Source organism: Bacillus sp. BR3(2024), assembly GCF_039134555.1.
GTDB classification, from domain to species: Bacteria; Bacillota; Bacilli; order Bacillales; family Bacillaceae_G; genus Bacillus_A; species Bacillus_A cereus.
The window spans coordinates 57,594-80,000 of the sequence record NZ_CP152433.1; the positions used below are offsets into that span (position 1 = coordinate 57,594).

Consider the following 22,407-nt stretch of genomic DNA (forward strand, 5'->3'; position numbering starts at 1 on the left):
CAGTTGGTGATTTTTACATGAACAGGTAAATTCACCACTTTGATCATCAGTAGAAAGTGAGGCAGCATTAGAATGAAAGCAACTGGAATCGTACGTCGAATTGATGATTTAGGCAGGGTAGTAATCCCGAAGGAAATTCGTAGAACTTTACGTATTCGAGAAGGAGACCCACTAGAAATATTTGTTGATCGCGATGGAGAGGTAATTTTAAAGAAGTATTCTCCAATTAGTGAGCTAGGTGATTTTGCGAAAGAATATGCTGATGCTTTATATGACAGCTTAGGACATAATGTGCTTGTGTGTGATCGAGATTCTATCATCGCAGTATCAGGCGTATCGAAAAAAGAATACTTAAATAAAAGTGTTGGCGATCTAATTGAAAAAACGATGGAAGAACGAAAGTCTGTTATTATGACGGATGAAAGTGATATTTCCATTATTGATGGTGTAACAGAAAAGGTTCATTCTTATACAGTTGGACCGATTGTTGCAAACGGAGATCCGATTGGAGCCGTCATTATTTTTTCAAAAGAAGCCATTATAAGCGAGATCGAGCATAAAGCGGTTAATACTGCTGCCAGTTTCTTAGCGAAACAAATGGAACAGTAAGGGTATATTGATTTTAGAAGTAGCAATCTTTCCTAATTATGATCTTTCTTTTTGAGAAATCAATTATTTGGAGATATATGTATATTGAATGAAGGTAGCACTTTGCTACCTTTTTTCGTTGAATATTTTTAACATTTAGGAACTCATTATTACCCGTGTTGGTAAGGGAGTTTGTTCTTTTCTTTATGATATAATACGAGAGGTGAGAATAGAAAAAGGAGTTTTCTTGTATGGAAGCGAAGAAGTATCAAGCCTTTTGGCGTGGGGCTATTATATTAACGATTGCAAGTTTCGTTACAAAAGTATTAAGCGCTTTTTACCGTATTCCATATCAAAATATAGCGGGGGATATTGGGTTTTATATTTACCAACAAATTTACCCGTTTTATGGATTTTGTTTAATTTTAGCTACTTATGGATTTCCTGTTATCATTTCGAAAATGGTTGCAGAACGACTAGAGCGGGGAAAACAAAAAGAAGCAGAAGAAATTATTTGTGTATCTTTTTGGTTCTTATTAGGGATTGGTTTTATAGGCTTCTTTACACTGTTTTTTGGGGCCGAAACAATTGCGGTAGCTATGGGCGATATACACTTAGATAAGTTACTACGTGTTATTTCATTTTCATTCTTATTGATGCCATTTTTGTCTGTAGCAAGAGGGTATTTTCAAGGATTCAATAATATGATGCCAACGGCTGTTTCGCAAGTAATAGAACAAACAATTCGAGTTTCTATTATTGTATTTTTATCGCTATTCCTAATTGCTCACGGATTTGATTTATATACAGTTGGTGCAGGGGCTATGTTAGGCTCAATTGCGGGTGGACTTATTGGGATTATTGTACTTATATTGTATATGCGTCAAGATTTTCGTTCTATATTCTTCAAAAGTGCAGCGAGAATTAAGGGTAAAAGGAAGATAGTTAAAATCCTTTTTTGGCAGGGGTTAGCGATTTGTGTTAGTAATTTAGTGCTTATTTTTATACAGATGGCTGATTCAGTGTCCTTTTACAGCTTACTTATTGGTACGGGAGAACAGGCTGAAAATGCAAAGGTATTAAAGGGTGTTTATGATAGAAGTATTCCGCTAATGCAATTAGGTACTGTTGTGACGACTTCTTTCTCGTTGTCACTTATTCCGATTATTACAGCGGCGAAGGAAAGAGGAGATCTTTCCTTTATTCAAGAAAAGGTAAAGTTAGCAATGAAAATAACATTTGTTATTGGACTTGCAGCAGCTATTGGACTAACTTGTATTATTCAACCTACCAATATTATGTTGTTTGAAAACAGTGATGGATCAGATGTTTTATCTATTTTATCGTTATCTATTTTATTTAGTTCATTGTCAATTACGACAGCTTCTATTTTACAAGGATTAGGGCAAACGTTTAAGCCAGCGTTATTTGTTGTATTTGGAGGTTGCTTAAAGTTAGCGTTAAATTATATATTCATGCCTTATTTTGGTGTGAAAGGTGCAGCTTTTGCGACTTTATGTGCGTTAATTATAATCTCTGGATTAAATAGTTTGTTGCTTACGAGAGCTGTATCAGGGTCACTTATCAATAAGCGAAATATGTTAGGGATAGTAATTAGTGGTATCTGTATGGGGTTTGTATTAATGATGTTCACACGTGTGTTACAGATGTCTGGATTAGTAATTAATACGGAACATAGAGGAAGCGCGACGCTTGAAGCGTTGTTAGGTGTAGCCATCGGCGGATTGACATATATGTTTTTTATTTTGAAATTACGTGTATTTACAAAAAAAGAATTAGGAACCGTTATGAAACAAGAGAAAAAAGAAGGTTCATTGAAGAAGAGTGGATAGAGGTGACTGGTTGTGAGTGGAATCATTACTATTTTAGGTTTAGGAGCTGGTGAATTAGATCAGCTAACGATGGGGGTATATCGAAAAATAAAAGAAGCAGACCATCTGTTTGTTAGAACGAAGGAACATCCAGTTATAGAAGAATTGGAGAAAGAAGGCGTACAATATACGTCTTTTGATGCTGTATATGAAGCGCATGATACGTTTGAAATTGTATATGAAACAATTGCGAATAAATTGCTAGAACAAGCTGAAGGTACAGAAATTATCTATGCTGTTCCCGGGCATCCACTTGTAGCAGAAAGAACAGTTCAGCTACTGTTAGAAAAAGGAGAAGTTTCAAATGTTGAAGTGCGAATTGAGGGTGGACAAAGTTTCCTTGATCCTATGTTTGCAAGTCTAAAGATTGATCCGATTGAAGGATTCCAATTACTTGATGCTACATCATTTGAAAGAGGGCAATTAGAACTGCGTCAACATTTAATCTTTTGCCAAGTATATGATGCATTCGTTGCATCTGATGTGAAATTAACATTAATGGAGATGTTACCAGATGATTATGAAGTGTATATCGTAACAGCTGCAGGAACTTCATTTGAACAAGTAAAGAAGGTACCGTTGTACATGTTAGATCATGAAACGGAATTGAATAATTTAACGAGTGTGTACGTGCCGCCAGTTCAGGAGCGTGCGTCCTTGTATCAACAGTTTGATGTTCTTAGAGAAATTATTGCGGAACTTCGTGGTCCAAATGGTTGTCCGTGGGATAAAAAGCAAACACATCAATCATTAAAGAAATATTTAATTGAGGAAGCTTATGAAGTGTTGGAAGCAATCGATGAAGAGGATGATGATCACTTAGTAGAAGAATTAGGTGATATATTATTACAAGTTATGCTTCATGCTCAAATCGGAGAAGATGAAGGTTGGTTCTCTATAGATGATATCATTCGAACTCTATCTGAGAAAATGGTTCGTCGCCATCCGCATGTGTTTGGAAATACGGATGTAAACAGCGCTGATGAAGTGATTGCAAATTGGGAAGAAATTAAAAAACAAGAAAAAGGATTCGTGAAAGAATCTGTTTTAAATGGCGTTCCAAAAAGTTTGCCGCAGTTACTACGCGCCTATGAAATTCAGAAGAAAGCTGGTAAGGTTGGATTTGATTGGGTTGATGTGCAACCGATGATAGAGAAAGTTTTGGAAGAATGGCAAGAGTTCCAACAAGAGGTTACAAATATGGATGAGGAAAAGATGCTGGGTGAGTTTGGTGATTTACTATTTGCATTTGTTAATATAGCTCGTCATTACAAAATAGATCCAGAAGAGGCGTTACGTTCAACTAATGAGAAATTTACTGGTCGTTTTTTATACATGGAGGCAAAAGTAGCTGAAATGAATAAAGAGATGAAAGATTTATCATTAGAACAGTTAGATGTTTTATGGGAAGAAGCGAAACAAACAGAGCGTTAATAGGGGGATTTGATATGCGTCTAGATAAGTTTTTAAAAGTATCACGTTTAATTAAAAGAAGAACATTAGCGAAAGAAGTAGCTGATCAAGGAAGAATATCTATTAATGGTCAAGTGGCAAAAGCGAGTTCTGATGTGAAAGTAGCTGACGAATTAACAATTCGTTTTGGTCAAAAAATAGTGACTGTGAAAATAAATGAATTAAAAGAAACAACTAAAAAAGAAGATGCAGCAAATATGTATAGCTTAGTTCGTGAAGAAAAAGTAAAAGCGGAAGAAGGCTTGTTCTAAAATCATGTATCCCCTCATACATTACTATTAGCTAGTAAAAACCTATGGGGGGATTTACGTGAATAATGGTTACTCACCTACGTCTTCTAATCAACAAAATGTTTCTGTAGAGCATGACATTATTATGCGTGGCAGGCGTATAATTGATATTACCGGTGTGAAGCAGGTAGAGAGTTTTGATAGCGAAGAGTTTTTACTAGAGACCGTAATGGGTTTTTTAACGATTCGTGGTCAAAATTTACAAATGAAAAATTTAGATGTGGAAAAAGGTATTGTGTCGATTAAAGGGAAAGTTAATGAGATGCTGTATATTGATGAAAATCAAGGGGAAAAAACTAAAGGTTTCTTTAGTAAGTTGTTTAAATGAGCTTAACAATTCAGTTGTATACAATGCTTTCAATGATTGGGATGGGTGCTTGGATTGGAGCGTCTTTAGATACATATCAACGTTTTTTAAAGCGCCAAGAACGTAAACGTTGGCTTGTATTTATACATGATATATTATTTTGGATTGTCCAAGCATTATTCGTCTTTTATGTATTGCTTCTCGTAAATGAAGCTGAGCTACGTATATATGTGTTTTTGGCATTATTATGTGGTTTTGCGGCATATCAAAGCTTATTGAAGGCACTATACATGAAGCTGTTAAATTTTCTCATCTATATTTTTATGCAAACAACATATTTTTTTGTTCGAATTATACAGCTACTCATGATAAAACCTGTTATTATTATAGCGCAGCTATTTATTGCATTTATATTATTCTTATTTCGTATACTGCTTTCAATTGGACATGTGTTATGGAAAATGGTGATTTGGATATTACTTTTCATATGGAAAGTTTTTTTCTGGCCTGTTCGATTTATTGCTTCGCTCATATGGAAACTTCTCCCTAATCGTGTTAAACTTTTTATAGTGAAACATATAGGGTTCCTGCAATATATAGCAAAATTGAAGGGACATATCTTCCAACTATGGGAGCATATAAAAAAGAAGTTAGGGGGACCTCGGAAATGAGGGAACTGAGACAAAGAACAATCGAAAAACAGAGTCCAAATCCTGTTAAAGAGCATATAATACAAACGGATGAGAACAGGAAGCGACTTTATCGCCGTTTAGCGGTTTTTCTTGTCTTTACTTTTACAATTATTGCGAGTATTAGTGTAACGTTTTATCAACAAAACAGTTCCATTAAAGCAAAAGAAGCAAAAGTTAAGGACATGAAAAAAGAACTGGATTCATTAACGAATAAAGAAAAAAGTCTAAAAGACGAAGTTCAAAAGTTAAATGATGAAGAGTACGTATTAAAGATTGCTAGAAGGGATTATTTCTTCTCTGGTAAAGGGGAGATAATTTTTCCTGTTTCTAAGTAGAGTATGTCTTATTGACACTATATTTTAGGATTATATATAATAAAGTAAAATTTGACTTTTTAACCACTAAGGAGGAGCATTTTTTTTATGTCAATCGAGGTAGGCAGCAAGTTACAGGGTAAAGTAACAGGTATTACAAATTTTGGGGCTTTTGTGGAGCTGCCAGAGGGCTTAACGGGTCTTGTTCATATTAGTGAAGTTGCTGATAACTATGTAAAAGATATTAACGATCACTTAAAAGTGGGCGACCAAGTAGAAGTAAAAGTTATTAATGTTGAAAAAGATGGAAAGATTGGTTTATCTATCAAAAAAGCGAAAGAACGTGAAAAAACAGAAGGAGATCGTCCACGTGGTGAATACCAACGCGGTGGCGATCAACAACGTTCTGGACGTCCACAACGTAATAATCGCTCTTTCAACAGAGATAATCGCGGTGGCGGTAACGACCGAGCTCCGAAAGAAACATTTGAGCAAAAGATGGCACGCTTCTTAAAAGATAGCGAAGATCGTTTAACTTCTTTAAAGCGTAACACAGAGTCTAAACGTGGTGGCCGTGGCGCGCGTCGCGGATAATAAGGACGTTTAGTTTTTAACATATAGAGAGGTACCCAGAGTAATGTCTCAGGGTGCTTTTTTATATGTAAAAAATATTTTCAAAAAAGTTTTTGAGATGTGTTGACTTTAATTAGTATCTGATGTAAGATACTAATTGTCCGTTAAATAAGACGACATGGCGGTGTAGCTCAGCTGGCTAGAGCGTACGGTTCATACCCGTGAGGTCGGGGGTTCGATCCCCTCCGCCGCTATATTTAATTTAACGGCCCGTTGGTCAAGTGGTTAAGACACCGCCCTTTCACGGCGGTAACACGGGTTCGAATCCCGTACGGGTCATCTAAAAAGATCATGCAAATTTGCATGATCTTTTTTTGTTAAATAAATTAAGATATACAACACTTCTACAAAATCACCCTATATTTTCTGAATGTTTAATTAAAATCTCGAAAATAACTTACATACCCTGTATATCTGTAGAGTTATTTCGAATAAAAAGTCGAACGATTATAAAAGTGAAAACTGTTGTTTTGACAAAAAAACCAACAATCATCTTTTATAATGACAGTAATTAAACTATGCAGGTGGTGTTAAAAATATGCCTAAAGCAGGAAGGAATACTATGAATACAAGTGCATTGGCAATGAATGAGAGTCAGCTTGATGGAATAAAGTGGACGAGTAAGTTGCGAATGAAATTTGAGCAAGTTTTCTTTAGATGGGGATTTATTATTGTTGTTATTGGTTTTCTTTTGGGACGAGCATATATATTAACAAATATTTTACCGTTTGCACTGCCATTTTTTGCTGCTGTTTATGTTATGAAGCGGGATAAGATGCCGCTAGCATTTTTAGCTCTAATGGGAGGAGCTCTTTCAGTATCGATAGATAATTTGTTTTTTACCTTTGCATCTATCTTTACCTTCTTCATTTATAATATCTTCTTTAGTCGATTTACACGTAAAACTGTTGGACTTGTTCCATTTCAAGTATTTATCTCCGCATTAACCGCACACTTAGTTGTTGTATATTTTGCACAACAAACTGTCACCATGTACGATTTACTCGTTAGTACCATTGAGGCTGGGCTTAGTTTTGTATTAACTATGATATTTTTACAAAGTGTCCCACTTTTAGTGGAAAGGAAAGGAAAACAACAGGCATTAGAGACGGAAGAAATTGTTTGTTTGATTATATTACTAGCATCTGTTCTAACGGGTACAACAGATTGGTTTGTATATGATGCTTCTATTCAACATATTTTTACAAGGTATTTAGTGCTAGTATTTGCATTTATTGCGGGTGCTGCCACAGGGTCTACAGTGGGGGTTGTAACAGGACTAATATTAAGTTTAGCAAATGTGTCTAGCTTGTCTCAGCTTAGCCTTCTTGCTTTTTCTGGATTGCTTGGTGGATTGTTAAAAGAAGGAAAGCGTTTAGGTGTTAGTTTAGGTTTATTAATTGGGACAAGCTTAATTACATTATATGTAGACAAACAGACAAATATTGTAACAACTTTAATTGAGTCAGGTGTAGCGATTGTTATCTTCTTATTAACACCGAAGCTTGTTTTGGATCGTATTGCTAAATTTATGCCAGGTACACAAGAGCATTCGCAAGATCAACAACAATATTTAAGAAGGATGCGTGATGTTACAGCAAATAAAATCAACCAATTTGCAAATGTATTTGCTGCTTTATCTAATAGCTTTTCTGTATATGGGTATGTAGAGGAAGAAGATAAAGAGACAGAAGCAGATTTGTTTTTGAGTACAATTACTGCGAAAACATGTCAAACATGCTTTAAAAAGGATCAATGCTGGGTAGTGAATTTTGATAAAACGTACGATTATATGAAACAAATAATGAATGAAACGGAAGAAGGAACCCTGCAACATAATCGTAAATTAGTTCGTGAGTGGGACAAGCATTGTGTGAGAGGGAAAAAAGTGACGGATTTAGTAGCCGGTGAATTAGATCACTTCTATGAGGGACAAAAATTACGAAAACAAATGAAGGAAAATCGTAGAATAGTAGCGGAGCAACTATTAGGTGTATCAAAGGTTATGGAGGATTTTGCTAAGGAGATACAACGAGAGCGTGAAAATCATCAAGTGCAGGAAGAACAGATTATGCAAGCGTTCCGAGATTTTGGTGTCGAAGTAGAGCATGTTGATATTTATTGTTTAGATAGAGGAAGTATTGATATTGAAATGTTAATTCCAGTTGCATCTAATGAACATGGTGAGTGTGAAAAGTTAGTTGCACCGATGCTTTCAGATATCCTTAAAGAAAATATTGTCGTTAAACATGAAGAAAAGTCTTCTTATCCAAATGGCCATAGTTTAATATCATTTGGTTCGGCGAAGACGTATTCTCTTGATACAGGATTGGCTACAGCTGCAAAAGGCGGTGGATTTGTTTCGGGTGACTCTTATGCGATGATGGATTTAAGTGTTGGTAAATATGCACTTGCGATTAGTGATGGTATGGGTAATGGGCAAAGAGCTCATATGGAAAGTAAGGAAACGGTGAAATTATTACAAAAAATACTCCAATCAGGCATTGATGAAGAAATAGCAATTAAGTCTATCAATTCAATTCTTTCTTTGAGAACGACAGAAGAAATGTTTACGACATTAGATTTAGCTATGGTAGATTTGCGGGATGCGAGTGCAAGGTTTTTAAAGATTGGATCAACGCCGAGTTTTGTTAAACGCGCAAATAATATTTTGAAAATTGAAGCAAGTAATTTGCCGATGGGAATCATCGAAGATGTTGAAGTTGATGTGGTGGGTGAACAATTAAAAACGGGCGATATTCTTATTATGATGAGCGATGGGATTTTTGAAGGAGCACAGCATGTGGAGAATCATGAATTGTGGATGAAACGAAAAATTAAAGAATTGCAAACCGAAGACCCGCAAGAAATTGCTGATATCATTATGGAAGAAGTGATTCGCTCTTGTGATGGTTATATAAATGATGATATGACTATTGTAGTGGCAAAAGTGAAGAAAAATATGCCGAAGTGGGCTACGATCCCGATTGTAGGAATGCAAGCGCAGTAAAATGTAAGTGGAATGTTTATCTATAATTTGATTTTAAAAACCTAGGTGAATACCTAGGTTTTTTTGTGGGAAAAGGTAATGTTATTAATTTTGTGAATATACACGGAGGATGTAAGATAAAAATGTAATTTTTGTATATCTTTTTTTTGCACAATGTTTGTAAAAGTTGTACCATTGTAGACAAGGTGACTAAGGTTGCTGTTCTTGTTTAATGAAAGGTGATTGCGAAGTTGAAAGATACATTTGTTGAAAAAGTAGATGACTTTGTAAAGCAGCATGATGTATTAAAGAATGATTCAACAATTGTTGTGGGAGTTTCTGGTGGTCCTGACTCGTTAGCGCTTTTGTATTATTTATTAGAAAAAAGAGCGGAAAAACAGTTGGAAATTGTAGTTGCTCATGTGGATCATATGTTTAGAGGTGATGAATCTTATGAGGATTTACAGTTTGTGCAGGGCCTTTGTGAAGAACTGGGAATTATTTGTGAAACGATAAGGATTAATGTATCACAATATCAACAGCAATACGGAATGAATGCACAGGTTGCTGCGAGAGAATGCAGATATGCATTTTTGGAAAGAATAATGAAGAAATATGATGCGAGATATGTTGCTCTTGGACATCATGGAGATGATCAAGTCGAGACAATTTTAATGCGTCTTGTAAGAGGGAGTACTCCGAAAGGATATGCAGGAATTGCAGTGAAGCGTCCTTTTCATAATGGATATTTAATTAGGCCGTTACTTGGCGTAACGAAGGAAGAAATTGTTGATTACTGTAATAAGCTAAATTTAATGCCACGTATAGATCCGAGTAATAAAAAGGAAGTATATACAAGGAATCGATTACGTAAATATGTCCTTCCTCATTTGAAAGAAGAAAATCCACAAATGCATGAGAAATTCCAAAAATTTAGCGTGCAGATGCAAGAGGATGAGGCTTATTTGCAGGAATTAGCTTTTGAGAAAATGAATAAAGTAATTACAAAAAAAAGTGATAAACAAATTAGCTTATCAATTCCTGCCTTTGAATCCATGTCTATGCCTTTACAAAGAAGAGGGATTCAACTAATATTAAACTATCTTTATGAATATAAGATTCCATCTTCTCTTTCTTCTATACATATTGACAAGTTGATTGAGTTTTTTAAGCGGACACAACCTTCAGGTTCACTTGATTTTCCGGGTGATTTGAAAATTGTTCGTTCATACGAGGAGTGTAGCTTTAGATTTAAACAAGAAATTGTCTCTCCTTTTTCACAAGATTTATTAGTACCCGGGACCATTACGCTATTGAACGGGGATGAATTTGTAACAGAGGTGAGCGAAGATATACCAAGTAACATGAATGAAACAGTATTTGTTGCTAAGTATAATGATATATCATATCCACTTCGTATTCGTTCTAGAGAAAATGGAGATCGCATGTCAATACAAGGTATGAATGGCACGAAAAAGATAAAAGCTATTTTTATCGAAGCGAAAGTACCGAAAGAAAAAAGAGAAGAATGGCCGGTCGTTTGTGATGCAAGTGGGACTATTATTTGGGTACCCTTGTTGAAACGATCTGCATTTGCAATTTCGAAAGAGATGGCAAAGAAGGATAAATATATGATTATTCACTACAAAAGCAAGGAGTCTTCCGGGAGGATAATGAAATGATGAATCAAGATATCGAAAAAGTATTAATTTCTGAAGAGCAAATACAAGAAAAGGTGCGCGAACTAGGTGCAATTATTGCAGAGGATTATAAAAACACAGTACCTCTTGCAATTGGTGTATTAAAAGGCGCAATGCCATTCATGGCAGATTTATTAAAGAGAACAGATACATATCTTGAAATGGATTTTATGGCTGTATCTAGTTACGGTCACTCTACAGTTTCAACAGGCGAAGTGAAAATTTTAAAAGATCTTGATACTTCTGTAGAAGGTCGCGATATTTTAATCGTCGAAGATATTATTGATAGTGGTCTTACACTAAGTTACTTAGTAGACTTATTCAAATATCGTAAAGCGAAGTCTGTAAAAATTGTTACATTATTAGATAAGCCAACAGGCCGTAAGGTTGATCTGAAAGCGGATTATGTTGGATTTACTGTTCCACATGAATTTGTAGTAGGATATGGATTAGATTATAAAGAGCAATACCGTAATCTTCCTTATGTAGGCGTATTAAAACCAAGCGTTTACTCAAATTAATTAAATATAGGCTTCACAATTGTATAGGAAAGTTTTTCTATGTTACGATTTACTATAGTGTTTATGCCGTGAGAGGAGGTTAGGAATGAATCGTATCTTCCGTAATACCATCTTTTATTTACTGATATTCTTAGTAGTAATTGGAATCGTGAGCTATTTTAATGGTTCGACACAAAAAACGACATCAGTTAGCTACGACAAATTCATTACTAAACTAGAAAGCGGTGAAGTGCGTAATGTGCAACTTCAACCGAAAAATGGTGTATTTGAGGTAAAAGGACAATTTAATAACTCTAGCCAAGGAGAACAATTTGTTACTTATGCACCAAATACTGAGGAATTACAAAAGAAAATTAATGATAAAGCGAAAGGTGCCGAAGTTAAGTATCAACCAGCAGAAGAAACAAGTGCTTGGGTAACATTCTTTACTTCAATCATTCCATTTGTCATCATCTTCATTTTATTCTTCTTCTTATTAAACCAAGCTCAAGGCGGCGGTAGCCGTGTTATGAACTTCGGGAAAAGTAAGGCGAAGTTATATAATGATGAAAAGAAAAAAGTTCGTTTCAGAGATGTTGCTGGTGCGGATGAAGAGAAACAAGAACTTGTTGAGGTAGTTGAATTCTTGAAAGACCCTCGTAAGTTCTCTGAAGTTGGTGCTCGTATTCCAAAGGGTGTCCTATTAGTTGGACCTCCAGGTACAGGTAAAACTTTATTAGCACGTGCTGTTGCAGGTGAGGCTGGCGTTCCATTCTTCTCTATCAGTGGTTCTGACTTCGTAGAGATGTTTGTCGGTGTCGGTGCATCACGTGTACGTGATTTATTTGAAAATGCAAAGAAAAATGCTCCTTGTATCATTTTCATTGATGAAATTGATGCAGTAGGTCGTCAACGTGGCGCAGGTCTTGGTGGTGGTCATGATGAGCGTGAGCAAACATTGAACCAATTACTTGTTGAAATGGATGGATTCGGTGCAAACGAAGGTATTATTATCGTTGCTGCGACAAACCGTCCAGACATTCTTGACCCAGCGTTATTACGTCCAGGTCGTTTTGACCGTCAAATTACAGTAGATCGTCCAGATGTAAATGGCCGTGAAGCTGTACTGAAAGTACATGCGCGTAATAAACCACTTGATGAGCATATTAATTTAAGAGCAATTGCGACTCGTACACCAGGATTCTCTGGTGCGGATCTTGAAAACTTATTAAACGAAGCTGCTTTAGTAGCTGCACGTCAAGATAAGAAGAAAATTGATATGAGTGATATCGATGAAGCGACGGATCGTGTTATTGCAGGTCCAGCTAAGAAAAGTCGTGTTATCTCTGAAAAAGAACGTAATATCGTTGCTTTCCATGAAGCAGGTCATACTGTAATTGGTGTTGTTCTTGATGAAGCAGATGTCGTTCATAAAGTAACAATTGTCCCTCGTGGTCAGGCTGGTGGATATGCGGTAATGCTTCCGAAAGAAGATCGTTACTTCATGACGAAACCAGAGTTACTTGATAAAATCACTGGTTTACTTGGTGGCCGAGTAGCTGAGGAGATTGTATTTGGTGAAGTGAGTACAGGTGCTCATAATGACTTCCAACGTGCGACTGGTATTGCAAGACGTATGGTTACGGAATTTGGTATGAGTGACAAACTTGGACCGATGCAATTTGGTAGCTCGCAAGGTGGTCAAGTGTTCTTAGGAAGAGACTTCCACTCAGAACAAAACTATAGTGATGCGATTGCACATGAAATCGATATGGAAATGCAATCAATTATGAAAGAATGTTATGCTCGTGCAAAACAAATTCTTACTGAAAACCGTGATAAACTAGATATTATCGCACAAACGTTACTTGAAGTAGAAACGTTAGATGCAGAGCAAATCAATCATTTATGTGATTACGGCAGATTGCCAGAACGTCCAACATCTTCAGATGATGTGAAAGTAAACATCAACATGAAGAAAGACGATGAGGATAAAGAAGATAAGTGAGAAGTGAAGGAGTGACTATCGTCACTCCTTTTTTGTTTGTTAAAATCTTTGTTAATTACTATTGAGAACTTAGTGGATAAAGTAATTTAAGTAAAACTAGTATTAAAAATTGAAATAGAGAGCAATCTTTTTGTAAAATGATGAGGATAGGAAAGCTGATTATATAAGTATGTGTGATATGATGTTTTTATAAGTTTTATACATACTGCACAAATATAGATTAAATAAGATAAGTGGTGAGAATATGATTTTTGTATTGGATGTAGGGAACACAAATGCTGTACTAGGTGTGTTTGAAGAGGGGGAACTTCGTCAGCATTGGCGCATGGAAACAGATCGTCATAAGACAGAAGATGAATATGGAATGCTTGTAAAGCAATTGCTTGAGCATGAGGGTCTTTCGTTTGAAGATGTGAAAGGTATTATTGTGTCTTCAGTCGTACCACCAATTATGTTTGCTTTAGAGCGCATGTGTGAAAAATATTTTAAAATTAAACCGCTTGTAGTAGGGCCTGGGATAAAAACAGGACTAAATATTAAATATGAAAATCCGCGTGAAGTAGGCGCAGACCGAATTGTAAATGCAGTAGCAGGAATCCACTTATATGGAAGTCCGCTCATTATTGTTGATTTTGGTACGGCTACTACATATTGTTATATTAACGAAGAAAAACATTATATGGGTGGAGTTATTACGCCAGGAATTATGATTTCAGCAGAGGCTTTATATAGCAGAGCAGCAAAACTTCCTCGTATCGAAATTACAAAACCAAGCAGTGTTGTTGGGAAAAATACAGTAAGTGCGATGCAATCTGGTATTCTTTATGGTTATGTTGGACAAGTGGAAGGTATTGTTAAGCGTATGAAAGAAGAAGCTAGACAAGAACCTAAAGTTATTGCAACAGGCGGATTGGCAAAATTAATTTCCGAAGAATCGAATGTAATTGATATTGTAGATCCGTTTTTAACGTTAAAAGGTTTGTATATGTTATATGAACGTAATGCAAATTTACAGCATGAGAAAGGTGAATAAATACGTATGAAAGATTATTTAGTAAAAGCGTTAGCATTTGATGGAGAAGTGCGTGCGTATAGTGTACGTACAACAAATACAGTAAGTGAGGCGCAAAGACGTCATGATACATGGAGAACAGCTTCAGCGGCACTAGGGCGTTCTTTGACTGCGGGTACAATGATGGGCGCAATGTTAAAGGGTGAGCAAAAGTTAACGATTAAGGTAGAAGGTAACGGTCCAATTGGCCCTATCTTAGTAGATGCTCATGCAAATGGAGATGTACGTGGTTATGTAACGAATCCGCATGTTGATTTTGAAGGAACAGAACAAGGGAAGTTACGTGTATATCAAGCGGTAGGTACAGAGGGGTTTGTAACTGTAATTAAAGATATTGGAATGCGTGAGCCGTTTATTGGTCAATCTCCAATCGTTTCAGGAGAATTAGGAGAAGACTTTACGTATTATTTTGCAGTTTCTGAACAAACGCCTTCTTCTGTAGGTGTTGGTGTTCTTGTAAATGGAGATGATAGCATATTAGCGGCAGGTGGATTCATCCTTCAAATTATGCCGGGTGCGCAAGATGAAACGATTTCATTTATTGAAGACCGTTTACAAAAGATTCCACCTGTATCAACGTTGATTGAACAAGGTCTTTCTCCGGAAGAGCTACTATATGCAGTTCTTGGAGAAGATAAAGTAAAAGTATTAGAAACAATGGATGTTCAATTTAATTGCACATGCTCACGCGAGCGTATTGAGAGTGTATTAATTAGTTTAGGTAAAACAGAGTTAGAGCAAGTTCGTGAAGAAGAGGAAGAGACAGAAGTTCACTGTCATTTCTGTAATGAACGATACAAGTTCTCTAAAGAAGATATTACAAATTTAATCGAGAATTTGTAATAAGGGAATTAAGAGGAGCAATCCTCTTAATGAATTGACAAACAGGGAATTTTCTGACAAAATCTAAATATAGATAAAACCAATAAAAATACTCGGTGTTAGGAGTGACAGGAATGCGAGTGGCACAATCAGTTTCAGAATTAATCGGGAAAACGCCGATCGTTAAGTTGAACCGCATCGTAGAATCAGACAGCGCAGATATATACTTAAAATTAGAATTTATGAATCCGGGGAGTAGTGTTAAAGATCGTATCGCATTAGCTATGATTGAAGATGCTGAAAAAAAGGGATTATTAAAAGAGGACGATACAATCATTGAGCCGACAAGTGGTAACACAGGAATTGGTTTAGCGATGGTAGCGGCTGCTAAAGGATATAATGCAATCTTAGTAATGCCAGAAACAATGAGTATTGAGCGTCGTAATTTATTACGTGCTTACGGTGCGGAATTAGTATTGACTCCAGGGCCTGAAGGAATGGGTGGAGCAATTCGTAAAGCGACTGAATTAGCAAAAGAACATGGCTACTTTATACCACAACAGTTCAAAAACCAATCGAATCCAGAAATTCACCGTTTAACAACAGGTCCAGAAATTATTGAACAAATGGGCGACCAATTAGATGCGTTTATTGCAGGTATTGGTACAGGTGGAACGATTACTGGTGCTGGTGAAGTACTGAAGGAAGCGTATAAAGATATTAAAATTTATGCAGTAGAACCTGCAGATTCACCAGTATTATCTGGTGGGAAGCCAGGTCCACATAAAATCCAAGGAATTGGGGCGGGATTTGTTCCGGAGACGTTGGATGTAGAAGTATATGATGAAATTATTCAAGTGAAAACAGAGCAAGCATTTGAATATGCGAGAAGAGTGGCTAAAGAGGAAGGTATTTTAGTTGGTATCTCTTCAGGCGCAGTTATTTATGCAGCAACAGAGGTTGCGAAAAAGTTAGGTAAAGGGAAAAAGGTACTTGTTATTATCCCGAGTAACGGTGAACGTTATTTAAGTACACCACTTTATCAATTTGAATCCTAATTAAACGCGATTGAAAAAGCATCCTTGAAAAAGGGTGCTTTTTCTTTTGGGATTGGAAATAGGAAAAGAGTGAATGACTAGAAAACTTCATGTAAAATAAGAGGTAGTATAATTAAATTATTTTCACTAGCCTTCGAGTATAATCAATCTCTATATAAATAACTTATGTAGTTTGAGCTGGTTTATCTAAGAGGGTGGGATAAAAGAAGACGGGGTGTTGATATGCAACGAAGAAAATCTTTAGCGCTTTCTATTCCATATCAGTTAGATTTCTTTAAGCAATATAAATTTCTTTCTCAGGGTAAATCGCAACATATTTTGTTAGAAAGCGGCCGTGGCGGTCGTTATAACATTGTAGGGCTGAACCCAGTAGCGGTAATCCGAGGGAAGGGTGAAACGTTACATATAAGTGAAAGTGGTAAGGAAACAATAAAACGAGGGAATCCGTTAGATTTAATGCAAGAATATATGGAACAATGGAAGACGGACTATAACCCAGAGTATCCGCCTTTTCAAGGTGGTGCAATTGGCTATTTCAGTTATGACTGTATCCGTTATATTGAAAAGCTGCCTTCTCTTGCGGAAGATGATATTGATATACCTGACATCTTCTTTTTATTATTTGATGACGTATTTGTCTATGATCAAAAAGAACAAGTGTTATGGGTTATTACGCATTATGTAGATAAATATGAAGAGGCGAAAGAACGGCTAAATGAGTGGAAGAGTCTTTGGATGACAGAAGCGCCTGAAGTGACCGTGCCCTTTGAAAGTCCTGAAAAGAAAAGTGAAGCAGTTGCTTTTACTGAAGCTGGCTTTATGAAGGCAGTTGAATGTATTCAAGAATATATTGGAGCGGGTGATGTGTTCCAAGTAAACTTGTCGACGAGACAAGAAAGAACGTTACAGACACACCCACTAGAAATTTATACAAGTCTTCGTGAAATTAATCCATCTCCATATATGGGTTACCTGGAGCTTGGGGATTTTCAAATCGTTAGTGGATCGCCAGAGTTGTTAATTAAGAAACAAGGAACTGAAGTAAGTACAAGACCAATTGCTGGAACGAGATCTAGAGGCGCGGATGAGCAAGAGGATGAAGAATTAGCAAGAGAATTAATTGAGAACGAAAAAGAAAGAGCAGAGCATGTAATGCTTGTGGATTTAGAAAGAAATGATTTAGGACGTGTTTGTAAATATGGCACTGTAGAAGTAGATGAATTTATGGTAATTGAGAAATACTCACATGTTATGCATATTGTTTCTAATGTGCGTGGTGAGGTGGAAGAAGATAAAGATGCTTTTGATTTAGTGAAGGCTGTATTCCCTGGGGGAACAATTACTGGTGCCCCAAAAATACGTACGATGGAAATTATTGAGGAATTAGAACCTGTTCGAAGAGGGATTTATACAGGTTCAATCGGTTGGATTGGTTATTCTGGAGATACAGAATTGAATATTGTAATTAGAACACTTCTTGCTAAAGATGGAAAAGCTCATGTACAAGCAGGGGCGGGAATTGTAATTGATTCAAATCCGGAAAATGAATATAAAGAGTCGTTAAAAAAGGCGATTGCTTTATGGCGTGCAAAAGAACGTAGTGAAGAAACGGTTAGGTGAGAGAAATGATATTAATGATTGATAATTATGATTCTTTTACATTTAATTTAGTGCAGTTTCTTGGAGAACTTGGACAAGAGCTCGTTGTTAAACGTAACGATGAAGTGACTATTTCAGATATTGAGAATATGAAACCAGATTTTCTAATGATTTCTCCAGGTCCGTGCAGTCCTAATGAAGCTGGGATTAGTATGGAAGTTATTAAATACTTTGCTGGAAAGATTCCGATTTTTGGTGTTTGTCTAGGGCATCAATCCATTGCACAAGTGTTTGGTGGAGAGGTTGTCCGTGCAGACCGATTAATGCATGGAAAAACGTCGCTTATGCATCATGATGGAAAGACGATTTTTTCGGATATTCCTAATCCGTTTACTGCGACGCGCTATCATTCCCTTATTGTTAAGAAAGAGACGTTACCCGATTGCTTAGAGGTAACATCTTGGACAGAGGAAGGGGAAATTATGGCACTTCGTCATAAGACATTACCGATAGAGGGTGTGCAATTCCATCCAGAATCTATTATGACTTCTCATGGGAAAGAGCTGTTGCAGAATTTCATTCGTAAATACAGTCCAAGTGTGACATTATGTTAATTTACGTAAATGGTCAGTATGTAGAAGCAAGTGAAGCGAGAATTTCTCCTTATGATCATGGTTATTTATATGGTCTTGGAGTTTTTGAAACGTTTCGTATTTATAATGGTCATCCTTTCTTATTGGATGATCATTATAACCGTTTAATAGAGGCGCTGGATACATTGCAAATTAAATGGACAATGACAAAAAAAGATGTGATGCTTATTTTGAAAGATTTACTCGCTAAGAATGAATTGAAGCATGCATATGTACGTTTTAATGTATCGGCGGGTATAGATGAAATAGGATTACAAACGGAAATGTATGAAGAGCCTTCTGTTATTGTTTTTATAAAACCTTTAACAGCTCCAGGGGATGTAGTGGAAAAAGAAGGTGTTATTCTAAAACAAGTGCGAAATACACCGGAAGGGACATTTCGCCTGAAGTCTCATCACTATTTAAATAATATTTTAGGGAAGCGTGAAATTGGAAATGTTGTGAGTAAGGAAGGTATTTTCCTCACTGAAGCAGGTTATGTTGCAGAGGGCATTGTTTCGAATCTATTTTTTGTGAAAGGTGATGTTTTATATACACCTTCGTTAGAGACAGGGATTTTAAATGGTATCACTCGTGCGTTTATTATAAAGAGTGCTGAAGAATTAAATATAGAAGTAAAGGAAGGTTTCTTTACAAAAGATGAGCTACTTTCAGCGGATGAAGTCTTCGTAACAAACTCCATTCAAGAAATTGTTCCGCTTTATCGTATAGAAGCGCAGGATTTCCCGGGTAAAGTAGGAGTGGTTACAAAAAGTTTAATGTACCTTTATGGAATGCAAAGAGAGAAATTATGGAGCAGAAATGAATTACGAAGAGGAGATGTGTAGTTTGAAGTGGGATTATGATTTGCGCTGCGGCGAATATACATTGAATTTAAATGAAAAAACATTAATTATGGGGATTTTAAATGTAACACCAGATTCGTTTTCTGATGGTGGGAGTTACAACGAGGTAGATGCTGCGGTACGTCACGCAAAAGAAATGCAAGGTCAAGGTGCTCATATTATTGATATTGGTGGCGAATCTACTCGCCCAGGTTTTGCTAAAGTATCAGTAGAAGAAGAAATAAAGCGAGTTGTCCCGATGATTCAAGCAGTTTCAAAAGAAGTAAAATTGCCTATATCTATCGATACATATAAAGCTGAAGTTGCAAAGCAAGCAATTGAGGCTGGTGCTCATATTATTAATGATATTTGGGGAGCGAAGGCGGAGCCAAAAATTGCTGAAGTCGCAGCTCATTATGATGTACCCATCATTTTAATGCATAACCGCGATAATATGAATTATCGTAATTTAATGGCGGATATGATTGCTGATTTGTATGACAGTATTAAAATTGCTAAAAATGCTGGTGTGCCAGATGAGAATATTATTTTAGATCCAGGTATCGGTTTTGCTAAAACACCTGAGCAGAACTTAGAGGCGATGCGTAATTTAGAACAGTTAAATGTGCTAGGTTATCCAGTTCTCTTAGGTACTTCGAGAAAGTCCTTTATTGGGCACGTATTGGATTTGCCAGTGGAGGAACGCCTTGAGGGAACAGGAGCTACCGTTTGTCTTGGTATTGAAAAGGGCTGTGAGTTTGTTCGTGTCCATGATGTGAAAGAAATGGCGCGTATGGCTAAAATGATGGATGCGATGATTGGTAAGGGGGTAAGGTAATTGGATAAAATTTATATCCATGATATGGAGTTTTATGGTTATCATGGTGTGTTCCCAGAGGAGAATAAATTAGGTCAGAGATTTAAAGTTGACTTAACGGTGGAGTTGGATTTAAAGCGTGCAGGGGAAAGTGATGACTTAGAGCATTCGGTCAATTATGGAGAGCTTTTCGAATTATGTAGAAAAGTTGTTGAGGATAGAAAGTATAAGCTTGTGGAGAGTATCGCTGAAAATATTGCTGCAGATATATTAAAACAATATGAAAGTATTTCACGCTGTACAATTAAGGTAATTAAGCCGGATCCACCGATACCGGGTCATTATCGTGCTGTAGCAGTAGAAATTACGAGAGAACGTCCATGAACAATATAGCTTACATTGCATTAGGGTCAAATATTGGAGAGCGTTATACGTATCTAACTGAAGCGATTCAGTTTTTAAATAAAAATCCTTATATTCAGGTTGATGATATTTCATCTGTATATGAAACTGAGCCAGTTGGCTATACTGACCAAAGTTGCTTTTTAAATTTAGTTATAAAAATTTCTACCAATTTATCACCACAAGAGTTATTGAAAGTAACACAAAAAGTAGAAAATGACCTAGGAAGAAAAAGGGAAATTAGGTGGGGGCCGAGGACTATCGACCTTGACATTTTACTTTATAATCAAGAGAATATTGAAGCAGAGAATCTTATTGTTCCGCATCCGCGGATGTTTGAAAGAGCTTTTGTTATCGTTCCGTTGTTAGAGATTAATCAAGACATAAAACAAAACATTTCACGTTCACAAGTAGAAGAAATGAAAAGGCGAGAGGGAGTAACGGTATGGAAGCAGAAAAATGGGGAAGACGCATTCGTGCTTTTCGAAAGTTAAAAGGCTATACACAAGAAGGTTTTGCTAAAGAACTAGGGGTATCTGTATCTGTTTTAGGTGAGGTTGAGAGAGGGAATAGATCGCCTTCTCAAGATTTTGTAGTAGAAGTTGCTAAGGCATTAAATGTTTCGATAGAGGAATTAATGCCAAAGTGATTGTACAGGAAGGAGTAGGTTGATTGTTAAAGATTGCAAATATCGAGATGAAAAATCCGGTTGTACTAGCACCGATGGCGGGAGTGTGTAACTCTGCATTCCGTTTAACAGTAAAAGAATTTGGTGCCGGCTTAGTTTGTGCTGAAATGGTAAGTGATAAGGCAATATTACTTAATAATAAAAGAACATTAGATATGTTATATATCGACGAGAGAGAAAAGCCATTAAGTTTACAAATTTTTGGTGGAGAGAAAGAAACTCTTGTAGATGCTGCGAAATATGTAGATAAATATACGACAGCAGACATAATTGATATTAATATGGGTTGTCCAGTGCCGAAAATCATTAAATGTGATGCGGGGGCAAGGTGGCTTTTAGATCCGAATAAAATATATGAAATGGTAGCAGCGGTTGTAGATGCTGTAGAAAAGCCGGTTACAGTTAAAATGCGTATCGGTTGGGATGAAGAACATATTTTCGCAATAGAAAATGCTAGGGCTGTTGAGCTTGCTGGTGGCCAAGCTGTGGCGGTTCACGGACGTACACGAGTGCAAATGTATGAAGGAAAAGCGGATTGGGATATTATTAAACAAGTAAAACAATCTGTAAATATCCCGGTTATCGGAAATGGTGATGTCGCAACGCCGCAAGATGCAAAGCGTATGCTTGATGAAATTGGTGTAGATGGTGTTATGATTGGTCGTGCGGCTCTTGGAGATCCGTGGATGATTTATCGTACGGTAAAGTATTTGGAGACAGGTGAATTAATGCCGGAACCAACAGTGCGCGAGAAAATTGATGTATGTATGTTACATCTAGATCGTCTTATTGACTTAAAGAACGAAAGTGTCGCTGTAAGAGAGATGAGAAAACATGCAGCTTGGTATTTAAAAGGTGTTCGTGGTAATGCGAGTGTACGTAATGGTATTAATGCTTGTAACACACGGGAAGACCTTGCGAATGTGTTAGGTACATTTGTAGAAGAAGTGGAAGCGAAACAACAAACAATTTACGTTGGTTAATAATGGACATAGGAGATTGACATTCTTCTATACACTTCCTATAATTACGTGAAAGAAAGAAGAGCTGCCAGTTAGTTGCTGGCAGTTTTTCTAGTTGAGTAGA

General features: G+C 36.6%; 23 protein-coding genes and 2 tRNA genes. All 25 read left to right on the plus strand.

Features of this window, described 5'->3' with window-relative positions; genetic code table 11:
• Window positions 1-72 precede the first annotated feature (72 nt).
• The 25 genes from spoVT to dusB all read left to right on the plus strand — a co-directional run bounded on the left by spoVT (window position 73) and on the right by dusB (window position 22,304).
• A complete protein-coding gene (gene spoVT, locus V7S45_RS00305) occupies window positions 73-609 on the plus strand; it encodes a stage V sporulation protein T (protein WP_000648302.1) in 537 nt (178 codons plus the stop codon).
• Between the two features lie 230 nt (window positions 610-839).
• Window positions 840-2,441, plus strand: coding sequence for an oligosaccharide flippase family protein (locus V7S45_RS00310; RefSeq protein ID WP_025689141.1), 1,602 nt, complete (start codon window positions 840-842; stop codon window positions 2,439-2,441).
• Between the two features lie 12 nt (window positions 2,442-2,453).
• Window positions 2,454-3,914, plus strand: coding sequence for a nucleoside triphosphate pyrophosphohydrolase (mazG, locus tag V7S45_RS00315; RefSeq protein ID WP_025689138.1), 1,461 nt, complete (start codon window positions 2,454-2,456; stop codon window positions 3,912-3,914).
• 14 nt (window positions 3,915-3,928) lie between these two features.
• The gene (locus V7S45_RS00320) at window positions 3,929-4,204 is read left to right on the plus strand and encodes an RNA-binding S4 domain-containing protein (protein ID WP_001234876.1); all 276 of its coding nucleotides are present in this window, start codon (window positions 3,929-3,931) and stop codon (window positions 4,202-4,204) included.
• Between the two features lie 58 nt (window positions 4,205-4,262).
• Window positions 4,263-4,571, plus strand: coding sequence for a sporulation protein YabP (gene yabP / locus V7S45_RS00325; protein ID WP_001059104.1), 309 nt, complete (start codon window positions 4,263-4,265; stop codon window positions 4,569-4,571).
• Window positions 4,568-5,221 (plus strand): spore cortex biosynthesis protein YabQ, encoded by a 654-nt coding sequence (yabQ, locus tag V7S45_RS00330; protein WP_000059772.1) that lies wholly within the window; start codon window positions 4,568-4,570, stop codon window positions 5,219-5,221. Before yabP ends, yabQ begins: the two co-directional genes overlap by 4 nt.
• Complete coding sequence (gene divIC / locus V7S45_RS00335) at window positions 5,218-5,577, plus strand: cell division protein DivIC (protein ID WP_001208739.1); 360 nt, start codon at window positions 5,218-5,220, stop codon at window positions 5,575-5,577. The genes yabQ and divIC overlap by 4 nt, the downstream gene beginning before the upstream one ends.
• Before the next feature lie 87 nt (window positions 5,578-5,664).
• Window positions 5,665-6,150 carry a S1 domain-containing RNA-binding protein gene (locus V7S45_RS00340; RefSeq protein ID WP_000021451.1) on the plus strand — a complete coding sequence of 162 codons (486 nt, stop codon included), beginning with the start codon at window positions 5,665-5,667 and terminating at the stop codon, window positions 6,148-6,150.
• Window positions 6,151-6,309: 159 nt separating this feature from the next.
• A tRNA-Met gene (locus V7S45_RS00345) sits at window positions 6,310-6,383 on the plus strand.
• Window positions 6,384-6,396: 13 nt separating this feature from the next.
• Window positions 6,397-6,468, plus strand: a tRNA-Glu gene (locus tag V7S45_RS00350).
• Window positions 6,469-6,727: 259 nt separating this feature from the next.
• Entirely contained in the window at window positions 6,728-9,199 is a 2,472-nt protein-coding gene (spoIIE, locus tag V7S45_RS00355) for a stage II sporulation protein E (RefSeq protein ID WP_001123541.1), read from the plus strand.
• 230 nt (window positions 9,200-9,429) lie between these two features.
• Complete coding sequence (gene tilS, locus V7S45_RS00360; RefSeq protein ID WP_000655463.1) at window positions 9,430-10,860, plus strand: tRNA lysidine(34) synthetase TilS; 1,431 nt, start codon at window positions 9,430-9,432, stop codon at window positions 10,858-10,860.
• Window positions 10,857-11,399: a hypoxanthine phosphoribosyltransferase gene (hpt, locus tag V7S45_RS00365; protein WP_000981842.1), complete on the plus strand. Its 543-nt coding sequence runs from the start codon at window positions 10,857-10,859 to the stop codon at window positions 11,397-11,399. The genes tilS and hpt overlap by 4 nt, the downstream gene beginning before the upstream one ends.
• 85 nt (window positions 11,400-11,484) lie before the next feature.
• The gene (ftsH, locus tag V7S45_RS00370) at window positions 11,485-13,386 is read left to right on the plus strand and encodes an ATP-dependent zinc metalloprotease FtsH (protein ID WP_001079674.1); all 1,902 of its coding nucleotides are present in this window, start codon (window positions 11,485-11,487) and stop codon (window positions 13,384-13,386) included.
• A gap of 244 nt (window positions 13,387-13,630) precedes the next feature.
• Window positions 13,631-14,419 carry a type III pantothenate kinase gene (locus V7S45_RS00375; RefSeq protein ID WP_000578368.1) on the plus strand — a complete coding sequence of 263 codons (789 nt, stop codon included), beginning with the start codon at window positions 13,631-13,633 and terminating at the stop codon, window positions 14,417-14,419.
• Window positions 14,420-14,425: 6 nt separating this feature from the next.
• On the plus strand, window positions 14,426-15,301 hold the full coding sequence (gene hslO / locus V7S45_RS00380) for a redox-regulated molecular chaperone HslO (protein WP_000656372.1): 876 nt from the start codon (window positions 14,426-14,428) through the stop codon (window positions 15,299-15,301).
• A 113-nt stretch (window positions 15,302-15,414) separates the two neighbouring features.
• Window positions 15,415-16,338 (plus strand): cysteine synthase A, encoded by a 924-nt coding sequence (cysK, locus tag V7S45_RS00385; protein WP_025689126.1) that lies wholly within the window; start codon window positions 15,415-15,417, stop codon window positions 16,336-16,338.
• A 222-nt stretch (window positions 16,339-16,560) separates the two neighbouring features.
• Window positions 16,561-17,958 carry an aminodeoxychorismate synthase component I gene (gene pabB / locus V7S45_RS00390; RefSeq protein WP_001189728.1) on the plus strand — a complete coding sequence of 466 codons (1,398 nt, stop codon included), beginning with the start codon at window positions 16,561-16,563 and terminating at the stop codon, window positions 17,956-17,958.
• Window positions 17,959-17,963: 5 nt separating this feature from the next.
• Window positions 17,964-18,551: an aminodeoxychorismate/anthranilate synthase component II gene (pabA, locus tag V7S45_RS00395; RefSeq protein WP_000602294.1), complete on the plus strand. Its 588-nt coding sequence runs from the start codon at window positions 17,964-17,966 to the stop codon at window positions 18,549-18,551.
• Entirely contained in the window at window positions 18,545-19,417 is an 873-nt protein-coding gene (gene pabC / locus V7S45_RS00400) for an aminodeoxychorismate lyase (RefSeq protein ID WP_342761624.1), read from the plus strand. Before pabA ends, pabC begins: the two co-directional genes overlap by 7 nt.
• Entirely contained in the window at window positions 19,392-20,252 is an 861-nt protein-coding gene (folP, locus tag V7S45_RS00405) for a dihydropteroate synthase (protein ID WP_002164656.1), read from the plus strand. The genes pabC and folP overlap by 26 nt, the downstream gene beginning before the upstream one ends.
• A complete protein-coding gene (gene folB / locus V7S45_RS00410) occupies window positions 20,253-20,615 on the plus strand; it encodes a dihydroneopterin aldolase (RefSeq protein ID WP_000358062.1) in 363 nt (120 codons plus the stop codon). It abuts the gene before it with no gap.
• Window positions 20,612-21,127, plus strand: coding sequence for a 2-amino-4-hydroxy-6-hydroxymethyldihydropteridine diphosphokinase (gene folK, locus V7S45_RS00415; RefSeq protein ID WP_001059450.1), 516 nt, complete (start codon window positions 20,612-20,614; stop codon window positions 21,125-21,127). The genes folB and folK overlap by 4 nt, the downstream gene beginning before the upstream one ends.
• Entirely contained in the window at window positions 21,079-21,282 is a 204-nt protein-coding gene (locus V7S45_RS00420) for a helix-turn-helix transcriptional regulator (protein WP_000387031.1), read from the plus strand. Before folK ends, V7S45_RS00420 begins: the two co-directional genes overlap by 49 nt.
• A 23-nt stretch (window positions 21,283-21,305) precedes the next feature.
• Entirely contained in the window at window positions 21,306-22,304 is a 999-nt protein-coding gene (dusB, locus tag V7S45_RS00425; protein ID WP_342761625.1) for a tRNA dihydrouridine synthase DusB, read from the plus strand.
• Window positions 22,305-22,407: the final 103 nt, after the last annotated feature.